Raw genomic sequence first — 16,386 nt, forward strand, 5'->3', positions numbered from 1 at the left:
CCAGGGCACACAACCTGGGAGAGCCGCTCCCTGAATGGCATGCATCGCCGGATTGGCGCTATGCAATGCACATATCGACGAGCGCCCAGCGGTACAGATTGAGCATTGTCACTCTGCCGATGAAGACGGACGCCCGTTACCGTGTGGATGTGCGCACAGTACAGCCGAGTGTGATGCTACGGGGCTACCCGGCGCAGCTGCGGATACATGCTGACCCTCTCTCTGGAAAGTAGCCAGCCACCCGATTCCTGGAGGAATCAGAGGACTTTCTTATGGATAAGCCGCGCTACAGCGTAGAAATCGTCATTGCTGCACCTGGTACGCCGTTGGTGGACGAGAGGGGCGTGCAGAAAGTTGTAAACGGGGTTCCGCAGACATCTGCCCCCGGCCACATGTTCTATGTGCTTCATGGGCCGGACGAATCCAAGAGGAGCTTCGGGTTCGCGCCCATAGAGCACGGAAGCATGAACGGGCCGGGCGCCGTCATGACGACCGATGCGGGTGAGTACAGGGACCCCCGATACAGTCGCACGCTCGAGATCAGCGAAGAACAGTACAAGCGGCTTGAGGCCTTTGGCGCACGCCCGGATGACTTCGGCTTTGATCTGCAATACAAGGATGTGCGCCACAATTGCGTGGACTTCACTTGGGCGGCCTTGAATCATGCGGGCATCGAGCGGAAGAGAAGTCTCGACCTGAACGCGCTGGGTGGCGGCATTGGTCAATTGCTTCCAGATGCCCGCATTCCCTTGGGCAGCACGAGCGAAGGCAAGGATGGGTTCCGACCGCTGCGCAACATCCATGGCGTGGACAGCATTGATCCGCCGTTTCCTGACAGCGAGCTCAATCAGAAGAAAGTAAACCCAATGCCAGACAGGCGCAGTTTCCAGCAGCACATTCTCAGCGATGCCGAGGGCATGGGGGAGCGTGGAGGTGATCACCTGGCTCGCCGCAGCAGCGACCCGCTGCTCTCGCAGATCAGTCAGGGCGTGGCAAAACTGGATGCAGAGCGGGGTCGTGCTTTCGATACTACCAGCGAGAACATCAGCGCCAGCTTGTACGCCCTGGCCAAGGCCAATGGCCTGACCCACGTCGATCATGTGCTGTTGAGCAATCGCACGGCGCAAGCCGATGCCGCACAGAACATCTTCATCGTGCAAGGTGAACCGAGTGACCCCGCGCATCTGCGTGCGAGCATGGCAACTGCGGTAGCCGCGCAGACGCCCGCGGAAACGTCGTTCGAGCGAGCCCAGGAGCTGTCGCAAGCTGCGCAGGCACGCTCGCAGGACGATCTGCAGCAGCGGCAAGTGCAGGAACAGTCCGGGCCGCGCATGGTGTAGCGCAGCCCCGATACCACTACCCCAGGTTCGCCCATGCCAGAAGGCCGGATGGTGTCTGGAAATCGGCAACACTTTCCAGCCATCGGGTAAACAACGCCTCAGCCCAAACGCTGCCCCGGGTTCTGCTGCTGCTCCTGCTCACGCGCCTGCTGTTCCGGCTGCAAACCCACGGCCGGCTGCTGCGGGGCAATGCCCAGCTTCTGCAGCGATTGCTCTGCCGGCACCTGGGCCGCTTCGGCGGTGGGCAGCATGGCGCGCAGATGGGCCGGGTTGGCCGGGTCGCCCTGCACCACGAAGATGTTGTGCCCGGCCGGATGCTGGGCCGTGGCATTGCTCACCACCACGTGGTCGGCGCGCTCCAGGCCCTGTTCGCGGGCCTTCACGGTCAGGCTGGCGGTCAGGTTTTCACTGGTGGTGTCGAAGCTGCGGCCATGCTTTTCGTCCAGCGCGGCCACGCCCTGGCGGATCTGCTGGTGAAGGGTGTAATCGGGGTGGTCGGGGGTCATGGGGGCCTCCGTGTGGCCGCATCTGGATCTGGGGTGGCAGTGTAGAACGCCCATGGCTGCGTGGGTAACCGGTTTATTGCTAGCCTGTATGCCTGCGGCGCAGGGGATGGCGCGCGCAGGTTGATCAGGATGCTTCGGGGAGAACGGCACGATGGACGTGCGCACATTCAGGCGCTGGCTGCTGGGCATGGGGATGCTCGCACTGGCCGGTTCGGGGCATGCGCAGGCGATGCCGGCCGAGGGCGATGACCCCAGTTGCCCGGCACAGGACTTCGCGCAGTTCCTGCGCCATTTCACCGATCCGGCCGATGACCGGGTGCGCATGCGCTACACCACCGATCCGCTGGAATACGAGACCCCCGCCTATGGCGTGGCCAGCGAGGGCGGCCCGGTGGCTACCGAAGTGCACCGGGAAGCGGGGCCGGCGCGGCTGCGTCGCCTGCGGGGCGCCACGCTGCGTGCCACCTCGGCCATCACGCCGCTGGCCGAGGGCGGGCAGCAGGTACGCCTGGGCGACGATGCGCAGGCCGAGCAGTACACCTTCGCGCGCCGCTATGGCTGCTGGATGCTGATCCGGGTGGCCCGCCCGCAGGGCTGAGCCGTGGCCGCGCAGGCTTGCGCGACCGCTGCTACCGCGCGCCCATGCCATGTGCGGTGGAATCGGTGCCCGGCTTGTCGGACCAGTTCATGCAAACCCGGTACGCTGGGCGCGTGGCGGTGCAGTGCTATCACCAGCGCTGACGGAGCGGACGGGAAGGCGATGGCAACGGAACTGGCGTACAGCGAGCAATTCAACGATGTGATCAATGCCGAGCGCGCCTATGAGCTGTACTGGGCGGGGGTGATCAACGACCGGCGGGCCTTCGCCTGCCCGCAGGAGGGCTGCCCGGCGCGCTATACCTGCGTTAACCTGGAAACCGACGCGCTGAACCTGCAGGTGCAGCCGCATTACCGTGTGCTCCACAAGGGGCCGGCGCACGCCGAAGGCTGTCCTTATGCGTCCGAGCGCGAAGCGCAGCACGCGGGCGCCGCAGGCGAGGGCCAGACCCATGCAGTGGGCGCGCCGCCGCCGGACCGGTTCCTGTTCGAGCGCCCGGCCGATTACTTCACCGTGCGTGATGCGGCGCCCGCCGCAGGGGGCGGCAGCGGCAGCACGCGCGGCGGCGGCGGTGATGCGGCGGGCCTGCGCAGTCGTCGCACCGATTTCTATTCGGTGGCCTCGCTGGTGTCGCGCTGGTTGAAGGCACGCCGGGATGGAACGGACGATACCCAGACGCTGACCGCGGGCGCGACATCGGCGCTGAGCTACCGCGACATGTTCGAGAATTTCTCGCCGCGCCGGGCCCGTCTGTCCGGCCAGGCACGCGTGTACTGGGGCAAGGCGAAGATCGCGCAGACGCCTGACGGCTACCGCATCCGCTTCATGACGCGCGTCGACACGCTGGGTGAGCAGGTGCTGGACCCGCCGCAGGCGCCCACGGCGATGGTCTGGAACAGCGCGCTGAATGCTTCGAAGATGGGAGCGCTGCACATCAAGCGCCTGCAGCGCTTCGCCGCCAGCGGTGAAGCCTGCGTGGTGTTCATCTTCGGTACGCCCACGCTGGATATCTCGCGCAAGGACCAGCGCACTTACCTGAACTTCAAGGTGACCCGCGTCGACCACGTGGATGTGCAGGCCGATGATGTCTATGACCGCATGAAGCGTCCGCAGGGCTGACGGTCCGGCCTGCGCCGTGCACGCGGTGTCACGGCCGCGGCCGATTCCCTCACGGCGGCTATCGGTGGGCCTGCCTAGGGTAGGTGCCTCCTTTCCCCACGGGAGCTGCTATGACTGCCCCTTCCATTCGCCTGCACGTTGAAGACACCGGCGGTACCGGCCGCCCGGTCATCCTGATCCATGGCTGGCCGCTGTCAGCCGAAGCCTGGAAGGCCCAGGTACCGGTGCTGCGCGACGCCGGCTACCGGGTGATCAGTTACGACCGGCGTGGCTTCGGCCGCTCGGAGAAGCCCGCCGAAGGCTTCGACTACGACACGCTGGCCGCCGACTTGGCGTCGATCATCGACACCCGCGATCTGCACGACGTCACCCTGGTCGGGTTTTCGATGGGCGGCGGCGAGGTGGCGCGCTACATCGCCAACCATGGCCAGGATCGCCTGCACAGCGTGGTATTCGCCGCGGCGGTGCCGCCTTATCTGCTGAAGACCAACGACAACCCGAACGGTCCGCTCAGCCAGGAAAACGCCGATGCGATGCGCGAAGGGTTGCAGGCCAACCGGGAGACGTTCTTCGAGGGCTTCACCCGCGACTTCTTCAGCGCCAACGGCCAGCTGATGGTGACCGAAGAGACTCGCCAGGCCGCCATCGCCCTGTGCCACCAGTCCGACCCACGCGCGGCGCTGGGCTGCATGCAGGCGTTCGCCATCACCGACTTCCGTGCAGATCTGGACAAGGTGAGCGTGCCCACCCTGGTGCTGCACGGTGACAGCGATGCGACGGTGCCGCTGGAAGGCTCGGGGGCGCGCACGCACAAGGCGATCGAGGGGAGCGAGCTGGTGGTGCTGAAGAACGCGCCGCACGGCTGCAATACCAGCCATGCCGATGACTTCAACCTGGCTCTGCTGAACTTCCTGAAGAAGTAGGGCCGGAGAGGCATACTGCGGCCATGGCCAACCCCCGCACCCCGCCCTGGAAGAAGCCCAACCCGAAGGGGCAGAAGAAGCAGCCGCTGTCGCAGGCACAGAAAGACGCCGCGCGGCAGCGGGCCGAGGAAAACGGGCGCCGCTATCCGAACCTGGTGGACAACATGTGGGCGGCGAAGCTTCCGCGCGGCTGAGTGGGCGGGCTTACTGCATCCTGCAGAGCGAAGCCACGCAGCAGCCGACTTACTGCGCCAGGCGCGGCCCCCAGGCCTGCCAGCCGGTTTCCCGCCACGGCGCCACCGTGCGCTCTGAAATCTGCACGGCCGGCGCGGCAGCGGGGGTAAGGGTGGCCAGCGCTGCACGCAGGCGCTCGGCCTGTACCGGCTGGCCCGTGGCAATCTGCAGGCGGTTGCCGTGGCGGCGTACCTGCACGGCAATCACCGCATGGGAATCAAACGGTGGTCCGTAGCGGCCGCGCTGGTAGCGCATGCTGACCGGTCGCACCGCCTGCATCAGCACGGGGGTCCAGGCCTGCAGCAGCGCATCCTGTTGCCCTTCGTCGATAGGAACGTCGATGACCGTGGACGGGTAACCCACGGCACTTTCCACCATCACCTGGAAGCGTGCGCCCTCCGGTGTCAGCGCAGCCGCGCCAAACGCCGCAAGAATGACCCCGGCCACGGTGATCCACAGCCAGTGCCGCGGTGCCTGCGGCGGCACCTGAAAGTGTGTCAGATTCGGCCTGCGCCGACGCATGCGGCGGTAGCGGCGCTTTGCAGCTGGGCTGTCCAGCAGACTCTCGGCAGGCAGCGCAATCTGCTGCGCCGGGCGCTTGGCCAGGCGCGCGTTGATCCAGCGCGACGCAAACAGCGCGACCAGGCCACCCAGCAGCAGCGGGCCCACCAAGCGAACGAACAGATACAGCCCCAGCATCGGCATCCCTCCTGTGCAGGACGCACATGATGGCGGAGATCCGCGCCGATGTCGCATCTGCCAGCCGACAGCGTTGGTGTGCTTGGCTAGGATGCGCCTTCTTCGAAGCAACCACGCAGGTGGCCGATGACCGCTTTCTTCGGCCGTGTTTTCGGGCCCGGCTTGATGCTGTTGCTATTGCAGTGCGTGTCGCTGCTGGCGGTGGGGCTGGAGGTGGGCTACTTCCATCACCGCGTTGCATTGCTGCTGGAGCCGCTGTCACCAGCCTGCGGGGGCGACGATGCCACCGAGCGCATGCGCGTAGCCGAACATCTTCTGGCGCGTGCCAACGCGCTGGATGACTGGGACCCGCTGGCCTGGGTGCCGGCCACCACGCTGCTGCTGGCCTTGGCGGGCGCATTGGCGGCTTCGGTGGAACAGTGGCGGCGCAGCAGCCCAGCGTGCCGCGTCAGCGCCGGCCGCCTGGTAGCGCTGCAGGTTGGCGCGCTTGCCTTGGGCGGTGCGATGCTGCACGCCTTCGATCGGGTCTGGCAGGCCTATATCACGCTGCTGCCTGCGGCCTGCATGACCGACGCATTGGTGCGCGAGGACGCCTCGCTTGCGGCATCGATGGGCTGGACCTTCCAGGTGTTCGACGCTGCGCGGGTGATGCCACCGCACGCGCCGGATGTGATGGCCATCGTGCTGATCGGTCAGCTGCTGGCGTCGTTGGCCGTGGGCATCTGGCTGTGGCGGCAGCCCGCGGCGTCGCTCGTGGCATGACACCCTGCCAAGGTCGGGGTTGGCATCGTGTGGCCGGCTGCGGCACGCTATGCACATGGACAAGGACGTTTCTCTGATCCGGGCCAGCAAGTTCCTGAGCCTGGTATTGCGGCACGAGCCGCAGAAGATTGGCCTGCAGCTCGATGCGCACGGCTGGGCCGACATTGCCGATCTGCTGCACCGGATGGCCGAGCACGGGCATGCGCTCGATCGCGCGGACCTGCAGCGGCTGGTGCACACCAACGACAAACAGCGTTTCGCGCTCAGTGAAGACGGCCTGCGCATCCGTGCCAGCCAGGGGCATTCGATTGCGGTGGACCTGGGGCTGCAGCCGCTGGAGCCGCCGCCGTGGCTGTACCACGGCACCGTGCCGCGCTTCCTGGAAGCCATCGCCTCGCAGGGGCTGCGGCCGGGCGAGCGCCAGCACGTACACCTGTCGCTGGACCGACAGATCGCGCAGCAGGTTGGCTCGCGCCGTGGCGCGCCGGTCATCCTGAGCGTGGACGCCGGCCGCACGCATGCAGAGGGCCACCGCTTCTACCGCTCGGCCAATGGCGTATGGCTGACCGACCACGTGCCACCCAAGTACATCGCCGGATGAAGCCTTCGGCACTGACGACCGGGCGAGGCGCCGGGCTGTTCGTGCTGCCGGTGCTGGCCCTGCTGGCGCTGGCCCTGGCCGAGGCCGGCCTGCACCTGCGCGTGCAGTATGTGCTGGCGCCTGCCGCCGGCGCCTGTGCCCATCCCGATCTGGCCGCGCGCACGGCCGTGATGATGGCGATGCTGGAACGCGCGCAGGCGCTGCAGCTCTGGCAAGAGCTGCGCTGGCTACCGATCGCCGGGGTGCTGCTGGCCCTGCTGTCTGCGCTGTGGGCGGGGCTGTCGGCACTGCGAGGCGCCACGGGCCACGTGTGGCGAATGGCCACCACCTATGTGCTGCTGCAGGCCGGCGCGCTGGGCCTGGCCGGGTGGACCCTGTTCCGGCAGGAGCGTGCGTGGGCCAGCGTGAAGCAGCTTGCGCCGGTGGTCTGCGCGCTGGATTCCAGTGATCCGTCGGTGCCGGTGGCACAGACCCCGCAGCTCGCCTTCGATCTGTTCCTGGGGCGCAGTGCCACGCTGCTGCACAACCCGGGGCAGTTGGCGATGGTGTTGGCCGCCGTGCTGCTGGTGGGCGTGGTGTTGGGGCTGTGGTTGTGGCGGGGCGCGCGCAGGTAGAGTGGCGGTTCCTGCCCGAACAAGGATGGATGGATGCGTTCGTTGCTGCGTGCCGTACCGTTGTTGCTGCTTTCGCTGGTGGCCCACGCCGCCGAGGTGGACCGCCGCATTGCGGTCACCATCGATGATCTGCCGTGGGCGCGGGTGGATGAGATCGTGCCGGCCGATCTGCAGCAGCGCCATGCTGCACTGATGGCGCAGCTTCACCTGGCCAACGTGCCGGTGGTCGGCTTCGTGAATGAGAACAAGCTGGAAGTGGATGGCCAACTGCAGCCGCAGCGCGTGCAGATGCTGCGCGACTGGCGCGATGCCGGTTACGAACTGGGCAACCACACCTATTCGCACATGGATCTGAATGCCAAGGGCGTGGCGGCCTTCCAGCAGGACTTCCTGCGCGGCGAGCAGACGCTGCGGCCGCTGCTGGCCGAGCGCGGCCAGGTGCCACAGTGGATGCGCCACCCCTACCTGCGCGCAGGGCGCACGGCCGAAGAGCGGGCGCAGATGGACGTGTTCTTCCAGCAGCATGGCTACCGCGTAGCGCCGGTGACCGTGGACAACGGCGAATGGGTGTGGGCGTTTGCCTATGCCAACGTGATGAACGAGCAGGCCGATTCACCGGCGCGCGAGGCGCTGCTGCAGCGCCTGCGACGCGGCTACGTGCCGTACATGTTGAACAAGGTGGACTACTACGAACGGCAATCGCAGGCGCTGCTGGGCTACGCGTTGCCGCAGGTGTGGCTGATGCATGCCAACGAGCTCAATGCCGCCACCTTCGCCGAGCTGGTGGCCGCCACCCAGCGGCGGGGCTATCGCTTCGTCTCGCTGCAGGAGGCGCTGCAGGACCCGGCCTACGCGCGCGGTGCCGAAGGCTACAACGGCCGCTATGGCCCCAGCTGGCTGCACCGCTGGGCGATGGCCGAGAACAAGCCCAAGGACTTCTTCGCCGGGGAACCGGTGGTGCCGCAGTGGGTGAAGCAGTTGGCGAAGGTGAATTACGAGTGAGCGTCAGCGCTTTACGGCCAGCACGCCGTCCAGCGCCAGCTCGGCCTTGAAGCCGGCCTTTTCCAGGCGTTTGGCCACTTCACGCGGCACATCGCGGCCGCTGGTGAGCTTGTTCGGCGCGCCGGTGTAATGGAACAGCCGGCCGCCCTTGCGGATAACGCGGGCCAGGTGGTCGTAGAACACCTGCGAATACAGTTCGCCGGCAATACCGAAGCGCGGCGGATCGTGCAGGATGGCATCGACGCTGTTGCTGGCCACCTGTTCGATCTGCTGCGAGACATCGCCATGGCTGAACTGCAGGCGCCCGCCTGCGGCGGCCGATTCCGGGTCGGGCGACCACGGGTTCAGCGTGCGCAGCCACATCACGTCGGCGTTCTTTTCGAACGAACGGATCTGGCCGACACCGGCTTCCAGCGCACAGGCGGCGAAGTAGCCCAGCCCGCCGCAGGTATCCAGGATGACCTTGCCGGCCGGCGCCACCAGTTCCACCTTGCGCCGCGCATCTTCGAACGGCGACAGCTTGGAGGTGGGCAGCATCTTGATGCCGTCGATCTCGAACGTCGGCGCGCCCCATTCGGTGGGCACCAGCTTGATGAGCGAACCGCTGTAGCGGGAAATGGGCGCGAAGTCCTCGCCATCCCAGTAGTACAGGGTGCGGTCCTTCAGCTTGCCCGGCCAGGGGTAGTGCTGGCCGCGGAACTGGAAGCCCTCTGCATCCAGGGTGACGGTTTCCTCGCTGCGGCCCAGGTCCAGTGAGCCCTGCCAGTCGCCCGCGCCCTTGTCGTGCGCGCGCTGCAGCGCCTGCGCGCTGTCGCGGGTGAGCAGGGGGCCGGAGTAATGGGGCACGGGCGGTACCGGGGGCAGGTGGGGGAGGGCATGGTACCTGACCGGCCGTGAGTGCGTGGCGGGCGGGCACCCGCCTACGCTGGCGCTAGGGTGGTTGCGTGGCGGGCCGCGTACGGACCGACGTGCAGGAGAAGCCGTGGGTGGCCGCCTCACCGCCCAACCAGGACGTTCCGTCGCCGGCCACCATGCCGTTTCTCGCGCAGGCGCGCTGGTGCGCTGCACGGGTAGCGGCTGGCTGGCGATCAAGTTCGTAGCGCATTCGGCCATCGTCCTCCAGCACCCATTGCACGGTCACCCTCTCGCCTGCGTCCCCGTCGATCGGCCAAACGATCGTGCGCAGTACCAGTGTTTCACCTTCGGCAGTGGTGAGTATCTGATCGAAGGACCCCTGCGTGGCAGGCGTTGCGGCGGCGAGGAGAAGACTGAGCAGCATGGGGGGCCCCGGCAAAGCTTCAGCCTGGGGCGGGTTGCGCGGCGGCGCCATCAGAAACGTTGCAGATTATTCACACTTCACCGCGTACACGGGCCCGGCGCCGATCAGGAGCAGGGCCATGTAGTCGCTGTCGCGGGCCTTGGCTTTCAGCGTGGCGCCGTCCTTTGCGTGGAACAGGCCAAAGCCGCCGGCGCTGCGGATCAGGGCGCTGTCGATCTGCTGGGCATCGTCGGGGAAGTACTGGCCGATGTCGCTGCGGCTGGCCTTGTACAGCGCGTTCGGTTCACGCTGCCAGCTGCCATTGCGCTGGAAGGAGACGAAGTACTGGCCGCCTTCCTTGTCGATGCGGAACTCGGCGGCGCGGCGGGTGCTGGTCGCGAAACAGCCCAGCAAGGGATCGCTGGAGAACGGCAGGTGGGTGTTGCCGCTGCAGGCGGCGAGCAACAGGGCACCGGGCAGCAGCAGGCAGAGCGCGCGCATGGGATGTCCCCACAGGGCAGGTGCGGCTAGTGTAGGCAGCAGCCGGGCGCGGCCCGTGCAGATAATCGGCAAGAACGAGGGAGTGGCGATGGCACAGGGCAGGGCACCGTGGTGTGGGCTCGCGAGCTGGCTGGGGCTGGTGGCCGGCTGGGGCGCGGGTTGGCTGGCGGCATGGACGTTCGGTGCGAGCGCGCCGGTGGCGGTGCTGGCGGTGGCCGTACTGGCATCGGTGCTGGTGGGCGGTGGGTTTGCCGTGGCCGCGCGGGTGCGCGGGGAGCGCCATGCGTGGCTGGGGATTGGCGGCGCGGCGCTGAGTGCGTTGCCGCTGGCGGCGTATCTGCTGCGGATGATGTTGAAGCTCTAGGCTTTTCGTAGAGTCGAGCTTGCTCGACTGCCCTGCACGGAAGCAGTCGAGCAAGCTCGACTCTACGAGGGCGGCAGAGCAGTCGAGCAAGCTCGACTCTACGAGGGCGGCAGAGCAGTCGAGCAAGCTCGACTCTACGGTGCGCTACGCGGTGCGGTGGATTTCCAGGGTGATGTGTACCAGCTCCTCGTGGACGCCCAAGGCTGCGCGCAGGGTGTCGGCGTCCAGGGCTGCATCGTGGGTGACTACACTGGCGGCCACCGCGTATTTGCCACGCCCCACCTGCCAGACATGCAGGTCGGCCAGCCGCGCCTGCCACGGGCCCTGCTCGACCACCTCGCGCACTTCGGCCACCACCGGTGCATCCATCTGCGCATCCAGCAGGATGCGGCCGCTGTCACGCAGCAGGCCGATGGCCCACACGGTTACCAGCACTGCCCCCACCAGGCCCATCACCGGGTCCAGCCACGCCACGCCCCACAGCTTGCCGCCCAGCAGGGCGACGATGGCCAGTACCGAGGTGGCCGCATCGGCCAGCACGTGGATGTAGGCCGAGCGCAGGTTCAGATCGTGTCCGTGCGCGTGGTCATGACCGTGATCGTGGCTGTGATCGTGATCGTGGGGGTGTGCATGCCCGTGGCCGTGACCATGGTGGTGGTGGGCATGGCCCGGGCTGTCATGCAGCCACCACGCGCACAGCAGGTTCACGCCCAGCCCCACGGCGGCGATGGCGATGGCTTCGTCGTAGTGGATGGGCGCCGGTACCCACAGCCGCTGCAGCGACTGCGCCGCCATCAGGGCGGCCACGCCCAGCAGGGCGATGGCACTGGTGTAGCCGGCCAGGATCTCGATCTTCCAGGTGCCGAAGGCGAAGCGCGGGTCATGGGCATAACGGCGCGCACAGCGGTACGCGAACACCGACAGGCCCAACGCCAGCGCATGTGAACTCATATGCCAGCCATCGGCCAGTACGGCCATGGAGTTGAACCACCAGCCGCCGACGATTTCCACCAGCATCATGCCGACGGTCAGCCACAGGGCGCGGCGGGTGTTGCGTTCGGCCAGTGGGTTGCCGTCGTCGAAGCGATGGTCGTGGCGGCGAGCGGCGGCGAGGGCGTCCAGTTGCATGGCGGCGTGGCTTTTGTGGATACCCCCATAGGGTATATGATTCGCGCATGGCACATGTACACACACAGCGGAAACAGTTGCTGGCCCGGGTGCGCCGCATTGGCGGCCAGGTGGCGGCGTTGGAGCAGGCGCTGGATCGGCCTGAGGCAGAACCTGGCGATTGCGCCGGCGTGCTGGTGCAGGTGGCGGCCGTGCGCGGCGCCGCCCACGGCCTGCTGATGGAACTGCTGCACGAGCACCTGCAGGAACACGTGGTGGCCGCTGAAGACCCGCAGCAGCGCGCCGCCGAGGCCGAGGTGCTGGTGGAACTGCTGCGCCGCTACGGCAAGTAGCGCCGGGCCATGCCCGGAGGCGGCACTGTGGATGGATCCGGAAATGTTATACAGTAACATTTCCGTCCGCAGCCTCCCGCCCCGCATGAACCCTGTTTCCCGCGCCGATCGCCGCCTGCCGGTCACCGTCCTGTCCGGCTTCCTGGGCGCAGGCAAGACCACCCTGCTCAACCAGATCCTGCGCAACCGCGAGGGCCTGCGGGTGGCGGTGATCGTGAACGATATGAGCGAGGTCAACATCGATGCGCAGCTGGTGCGCGACGGTGGGGCCGCGCTGCGCCGTACCGAAGAAACGCTGGTGGAGTTCAGCAACGGCTGCATCTGCTGCACCCTGCGCGACGATCTGCTGCAGGAAGTGCGGCGCCTGGCCGACAGTGGTCGCTATGACTACCTGTTGATCGAATCGACCGGCATTGGTGAACCGATGCCGGTGGCGGCCACCTTCGCCGTGCGTGATGAGCACGGCTTCAGCCTGGGCGACATCGCGCGCCTGGATACCATGGTGACGGTGGTGGATGGCAGCGCCTTCCTGGCCGATTTCGGATCGACCCTGCGCTTGGCCGAGCGCGGCCAGCAGGCCGGCCCGGACGATGACCGCGGCGTGGTGGACCTGCTGTGCGAGCAGGTGGAATTCGCCGATGTGATCGTGGTCAGCAAGGTGGACCAGACCGACGATGACGTGCTGCAGGACACGCTGGCCGTGCTGCGTGGATTGAATCGCGAGGCGAAGCTGGTGCTGTCGCGCTTCGGCGATGTGCCGTTGATCGAACTGCTGGATACCGGCCGCTTCGATTTCGAGCGTGCGCAGCAGGCGCCCGGCTGGGTGAAGGAGCTGCGTGGCGAGCACACGCCGGAGACCGAGGAATACGGCATCGGCAGCTTCGTCTACCGCTCGCGCCGGCCGTTCCACCCGGGCCGCTTCGCACGCGCGCTGCAGCAGGGCATGCCTGGGGTGATCCGCAGCAAGGGCTGGTTCTGGCTGGCCAACCGCATGGACTGGGTGGGCGAGCTGAGCAGCGTGGGGGCGGCTACCCGTACCCAGGCGGCCGGGTTCTGGTATGCGGCGCGCGAGCGTGTGCGCGCCGGTGATGAAGACACCACGCCGCTGCTGCCGCCTACGCCGCTGCCGTACAGCGACCTGGGCTGGGCGCGGCAGCAGGCCGATTGCTGGAGCGCGCCGCTGCCGGGCGTGGAGGCGTTTGCGGATGATGCTGAGCATGCGGCCCTGGCACGGCTGTGGCACCCGCTATGGGGTGACCGCCGACAGGAGCTGGTGGTGATTGGCGTGCACATGGACGAACGCGCGGTGCGCGCGACGTTGGATGCCTGCCTGTTGAACGACCAGGAACTGCGTGCCGGGCCGTTGCTGTGGCAGCAGTTGCCGCAGGCCTTTCCGGTGTGGAAGCGTTGAAGCGACAGCATCCACGCCTGACGTGGATGACGGCCGTGCGCGAGTAGATCCACGCCATGCGTGGATGACGGTGTCGGTGGGGTCAGAGCCCTTTTGCGTTGCAAAAAGGGCTCTGACCCTATCTACGACCCCGTCTGCGGGTCGTGCCACTGCCAGCCGTCGGCGCTTACCTGCAGTATCTGCGTGGGCCGCAGTGCCTGCAGCAGATGTGCGTCGTGGCTGACCATCATCAATGCGCCTGGCCATGCGGCAAGCAGCGATTCCAATGCGTCCAGCGCGGCCAGGTCCAGTGCGTTGCCGGGTTCGTCCAGCAGCAGGACCTGCGGTGCGGGATCGGCGTACAGCACGCTGGCCAGGGCACCCTTCACCCGCTCGCCATCGCTCAGGCTGCTGGCCGGGCGCTGGATGCGCTGCGCATCCAGGCCCAGCAGGGCCAGGCGCGTACGCAGCTCGGCCGGGTCCGCACCGGCGTTGGCGGCCTGCACGGTCTGCAGGATGCTGCGATCACCGGCCAGCCCCAGCAGCTGCTGGTCCAGCAGCGCGAGCGGCGCGTGGCGCTGCACCTGGCCGCTGCGCGCTGGCCGCTGTCCTGCCAGCACCCGTAGCAAGGTGGATTTACCGGTGCCGTTGTCGCCCACCACGGCGATGCGCTGCCCGCGGCGCAGCGACAGCTGCAGCGGCGCCGTGCAGCCATGCGGCAGCACGAGGTCCTGTGCCTGCAGCACACGCGCGCTGCCACGCTCGCCGGCACCAGCAAACAAGGCCAGTTCGGGCGCTGCGTGCACGCCTGCCGCTGCCGTGCGCAGCTGGTCGGCGCTGGTCTGCAGGCGCGCCTCCTGGATCTGCCGCGCGCGGCCCAGGCTGGCTTCGGCACGTTGCTTCTTCCCACCCATCAGGATGGGGGCCTGGTTGGCCTGCCTGGCATCGCGTGCGCCACGTGCCTGGCGCTGCTGTTGGCGTTCGTGCTGTTCGCGTGCGCTGCGCTGTTGCTGGCGATGCTGCGCGCGGGCATGGTCCAGCGCCGCGGCCGCCGCTTCGCGCTCGGCGGCACGCGCCTGGGCATAGTGCTGCCACGGTCCGCTGTAGCGGTGCAGGCCCTGCGCATCCAGTTCCACGATCTGCTGCATGTGGCCCAGCAGATCGCGGTCATGGCTGATGACCAGCAGGCCGCCACGCCACCGCTGCAGCTGCGCCTGCAGCTGGCGGCGATGCTGGGCGTCCAGATGGTTGCTGGGCTCGTCCAGGATCAGCCAGTCGGCGCCGCTGGCCCACGCACCGGACAGTGCGACGCGCATGGCCTGGCCGCCACTGAGCCGCGCGGCCGGCTGGCCGACGTGCAGATCATCGGGCAGGCCCATGGACTGCCACTGCTGCTGCAGGCGTTCGCGCAGGTCCCAGCGGTCGCCCACGCAGGCGAAATCCTGCTCATCGATGCTGCCGGCCTCGATACGGGCCAGCGCGGCCAGTACGTCGCCAACGCCCGCCAGTTCATCCACGGTGCCGCGTGGCGGGTAGCCGGGCGTGGGCAACAGGAACACACGCCCGCTGCTGCGTATCTGGCCGCTGTCGGGCGGCAGCTGGCCGGCGAGCAGGCGCGCCAGCACGCTCTTGCCCACGCCATTGCCGCCCACCAGCCCGGTGGCCAGCGGTTCGAAGGAAAACGACAGATCGGAAAACATCGGACGGCCATCGGCCAACCGATACGACACGCGATCAAGCGTGAGGGAATGCGAAGTCATGCGACCTCCAAGCAATGCCATGTCTCCCCTGCGCGCAGGGGCGGGAAGAGTCAGGCCGTCCGGTTTGCAGACGGCGGCATTACTGGCGCATTGGTCGCGAGCCTCTGGGGGGAATGAAACCCGAGTATAGCGGTACTGCCTGAACGGTAGAGTCGAGCTTGCTCGACTGCTCTGCGTGGAGCAGTCGAGCGGAGCAGTCGAGCATGGCTCGACTCTACAGGAAGGGGGTTACGGCACGGTTTCCAGGCGGGCGCTGACGAAGTCGATGAAGGCGCGCAGCTTGGGTAGTACGTGGCGGCCGGACGGCCACAGCAGGTGGAAGATGCCGCAGGAATGCACGTGGTCGTCGAGCACGGTGACCAGGCGACCGTCGGCCAGCGCATGGCGCACGGAGTGCACGGGCACGAAGGCCAGCCCACCATCGCGCAGTGCCATGGCCACGCGCGCTTCAATGGTGTTGGCCACCATGTTCACCGGCAGTTCCTGCGCCACTTCGCCGTCGGGCCACTGCACCGGCCAGGTTTCCAGCTTGCCGGTACTGGGGAAGCGATAGTGCAGCAGGCGATGCTGCAGCATGTCCGTGGGCGTGCGCGGTACACCGTGGCGCTGCAGATACGCCGGCGAGGCCACCACGCGGCGCGGGAATATGCCCAGGCGCCGTGCGTTCATGCGTGAATCGCTGGGCTCGCCCACGCGCAGCACCGCATCAAAGCCTTCTTCAATCACATCCACCAGGCGGTCGCTGAAATCCAGTTCCAGGCGGATATCGGGGTAGGCGGCCATGAAGTCGGCCAGCAGGGGCAGGGTCAGGTCGCCCACCAGCGGCAGGCTGATGCGCAGGGTGCCGCTGGGCGAGGCGCTCTGCTGGGCCAGTTCGGTGCGGGCGGCATCGCGTTCGTGCAGGATCCGCCGGCAGCGCGCCAGGAACAACTGGCCTTCGGCGGTGAGGGTGATGCTGCGTGTGCTGCGATGGAACAGGCGCACGCCCAGCGCGTGTTCCAGCCGGGCCACGCATTTGCCCGCCGCTGATGCGGAAATGCCCTGCAGGCGGCCGGTTTCCACGAAGCTGCGGGTTTCAGCGGCATGGATGAAGGTCTGCAGGTTGGCCAGATTGTCGAGCACGGACATGGCGGGCGTTCCGGGGGCATGGCGGTAGTCTTGGTCCGCCCATGGTGCCGATTGCGGACCGGGCAGTCCACGATGTAGGGAGCGCAACGTGGGTTTTTCCCGCGGGTGGTGGGCTCTAACGTGGCGG

20 protein-coding genes are annotated in these 16,386 nt (G+C 67.5%); 12 read left to right on the top strand and 8 right to left on the bottom strand.

The features are described 5' to 3' along the window. Positions 1-272: 272 nt before the first annotated feature. Complete coding sequence (locus C1932_RS02305) at positions 273-1,340, top strand: XVIPCD domain-containing protein (RefSeq protein WP_199911999.1); 1,068 nt, start codon at positions 273-275, stop codon at positions 1,338-1,340. Positions 1,341-1,438: 98 nt separating this feature from the next. Here C1932_RS02305 and C1932_RS02310 read toward each other — a convergent pair whose 3' ends face one another. Then, positions 1,439-1,846, bottom strand: coding sequence for an XVIPCD domain-containing protein (locus C1932_RS02310; RefSeq protein WP_108748322.1), 408 nt, complete (start codon positions 1,844-1,846; stop codon positions 1,439-1,441). Between the two features lie 151 nt (positions 1,847-1,997). On the opposite strand from C1932_RS02310, the gene C1932_RS02315 reads away from it, so the two are divergent. The 4 genes from C1932_RS02315 to C1932_RS19915 all read left to right on the top strand — a co-directional run bounded on the left by C1932_RS02315 (position 1,998) and on the right by C1932_RS19915 (position 4,680). Continuing rightward, positions 1,998-2,444, top strand: coding sequence for a hypothetical protein (locus C1932_RS02315; RefSeq protein WP_108761091.1), 447 nt, complete (start codon positions 1,998-2,000; stop codon positions 2,442-2,444). A 162-nt stretch (positions 2,445-2,606) separates the two neighbouring features. After that, the gene (locus C1932_RS02320; RefSeq protein WP_108761092.1) at positions 2,607-3,563 is read left to right on the top strand and encodes a hypothetical protein; all 957 of its coding nucleotides are present in this window, start codon (positions 2,607-2,609) and stop codon (positions 3,561-3,563) included. 110 nt (positions 3,564-3,673) lie between these two features. Next, complete coding sequence (locus tag C1932_RS02325) at positions 3,674-4,486, top strand: alpha/beta hydrolase (protein ID WP_108761093.1); 813 nt, start codon at positions 3,674-3,676, stop codon at positions 4,484-4,486. Between the two features lie 23 nt (positions 4,487-4,509). Then, positions 4,510-4,680, top strand: coding sequence for a hypothetical protein (locus tag C1932_RS19915; RefSeq protein ID WP_199912000.1), 171 nt, complete (start codon positions 4,510-4,512; stop codon positions 4,678-4,680). Positions 4,681-4,729: 49 nt separating this feature from the next. Here the strand turns inward: C1932_RS19915 and C1932_RS02330 are convergent, their stop codons facing one another. After that, a complete protein-coding gene (locus tag C1932_RS02330; protein WP_159094490.1) occupies positions 4,730-5,419 on the bottom strand; it encodes a hypothetical protein in 690 nt (229 codons plus the stop codon). A 126-nt stretch (positions 5,420-5,545) separates the two neighbouring features. Between C1932_RS02330 and C1932_RS02335 the strand changes: the two genes are divergently transcribed. From C1932_RS02335 to C1932_RS02350, 4 genes are read left to right on the top strand one after another with little or no spacing between them, the layout of a single operon-like run. Further along, positions 5,546-6,181, top strand: a complete 636-nt coding sequence (locus C1932_RS02335) for a hypothetical protein (protein WP_108761095.1) — start codon at positions 5,546-5,548, stop codon at positions 6,179-6,181. A 55-nt stretch (positions 6,182-6,236) separates the two neighbouring features. Then, complete coding sequence (locus tag C1932_RS02340) at positions 6,237-6,782, top strand: RNA 2'-phosphotransferase (protein ID WP_234412277.1); 546 nt, start codon at positions 6,237-6,239, stop codon at positions 6,780-6,782. Then, positions 6,779-7,396 carry a hypothetical protein gene (locus tag C1932_RS02345; RefSeq protein WP_108761097.1) on the top strand — a complete coding sequence of 206 codons (618 nt, stop codon included), beginning with the start codon at positions 6,779-6,781 and terminating at the stop codon, positions 7,394-7,396. The genes C1932_RS02340 and C1932_RS02345 overlap by 4 nt, the downstream gene beginning before the upstream one ends. 33 nt (positions 7,397-7,429) lie before the next feature. Next, positions 7,430-8,398 (top strand): polysaccharide deacetylase family protein, encoded by a 969-nt coding sequence (locus tag C1932_RS02350; RefSeq protein ID WP_108761098.1) that lies wholly within the window; start codon positions 7,430-7,432, stop codon positions 8,396-8,398. Between the two features lie 3 nt (positions 8,399-8,401). Here C1932_RS02350 and C1932_RS02355 read toward each other — a convergent pair whose 3' ends face one another. The 3 genes from C1932_RS02355 to C1932_RS02365 all read right to left on the bottom strand — a co-directional run bounded on the left by C1932_RS02355 (position 8,402) and on the right by C1932_RS02365 (position 10,157). After that, positions 8,402-9,244, bottom strand: a complete 843-nt coding sequence (locus C1932_RS02355) for an MnmC family methyltransferase (protein WP_108761099.1) — start codon at positions 9,242-9,244, stop codon at positions 8,402-8,404. Between the two features lie 85 nt (positions 9,245-9,329). Continuing rightward, the gene (locus C1932_RS02360) at positions 9,330-9,677 is read right to left on the bottom strand and encodes a hypothetical protein (protein ID WP_234412279.1); all 348 of its coding nucleotides are present in this window, start codon (positions 9,675-9,677) and stop codon (positions 9,330-9,332) included. Between the two features lie 66 nt (positions 9,678-9,743). Continuing rightward, positions 9,744-10,157 (bottom strand): hypothetical protein, encoded by a 414-nt coding sequence (locus C1932_RS02365; protein WP_108761101.1) that lies wholly within the window; start codon positions 10,155-10,157, stop codon positions 9,744-9,746. Between the two features lie 88 nt (positions 10,158-10,245). Between C1932_RS02365 and C1932_RS02370 the strand changes: the two genes are divergently transcribed. Next, positions 10,246-10,521 carry a hypothetical protein gene (locus tag C1932_RS02370; RefSeq protein WP_108761102.1) on the top strand — a complete coding sequence of 92 codons (276 nt, stop codon included), beginning with the start codon at positions 10,246-10,248 and terminating at the stop codon, positions 10,519-10,521. 144 nt (positions 10,522-10,665) lie between these two features. Here C1932_RS02370 and dmeF read toward each other — a convergent pair whose 3' ends face one another. Further along, entirely contained in the window at positions 10,666-11,649 is a 984-nt protein-coding gene (dmeF, locus tag C1932_RS02375) for a CDF family Co(II)/Ni(II) efflux transporter DmeF (protein ID WP_108761103.1), read from the bottom strand. 47 nt (positions 11,650-11,696) lie between these two features. Between dmeF and C1932_RS02380 the strand changes: the two genes are divergently transcribed. Both C1932_RS02380 and C1932_RS02385 read left to right on the top strand, forming a co-directional pair. Next, entirely contained in the window at positions 11,697-11,981 is a 285-nt protein-coding gene (locus C1932_RS02380; RefSeq protein ID WP_108761104.1) for a metal-sensing transcriptional repressor, read from the top strand. 85 nt (positions 11,982-12,066) lie between these two features. Then, the gene (locus C1932_RS02385; protein ID WP_108761105.1) at positions 12,067-13,392 is read left to right on the top strand and encodes a GTP-binding protein; all 1,326 of its coding nucleotides are present in this window, start codon (positions 12,067-12,069) and stop codon (positions 13,390-13,392) included. A 122-nt stretch (positions 13,393-13,514) separates the two neighbouring features. Here C1932_RS02385 and C1932_RS02390 read toward each other — a convergent pair whose 3' ends face one another. Together C1932_RS02390 and C1932_RS02395 are read right to left on the bottom strand one after the other, a co-directional pair. Continuing rightward, a complete protein-coding gene (locus C1932_RS02390) occupies positions 13,515-15,131 on the bottom strand; it encodes an ATP-binding cassette domain-containing protein (RefSeq protein WP_108761106.1) in 1,617 nt (538 codons plus the stop codon). A gap of 228 nt (positions 15,132-15,359) precedes the next feature. Beyond that, the gene (locus C1932_RS02395; RefSeq protein ID WP_108761107.1) at positions 15,360-16,259 is read right to left on the bottom strand and encodes a LysR family transcriptional regulator; all 900 of its coding nucleotides are present in this window, start codon (positions 16,257-16,259) and stop codon (positions 15,360-15,362) included. Positions 16,260-16,386 lie beyond the last annotated feature (127 nt).

Origin of the sequence: Stenotrophomonas sp. YAU14D1_LEIMI4_1 (assembly GCF_003086815.1) — a bacterium.
Lineage (GTDB): Bacteria > Pseudomonadota > Gammaproteobacteria > Xanthomonadales > Xanthomonadaceae > Stenotrophomonas.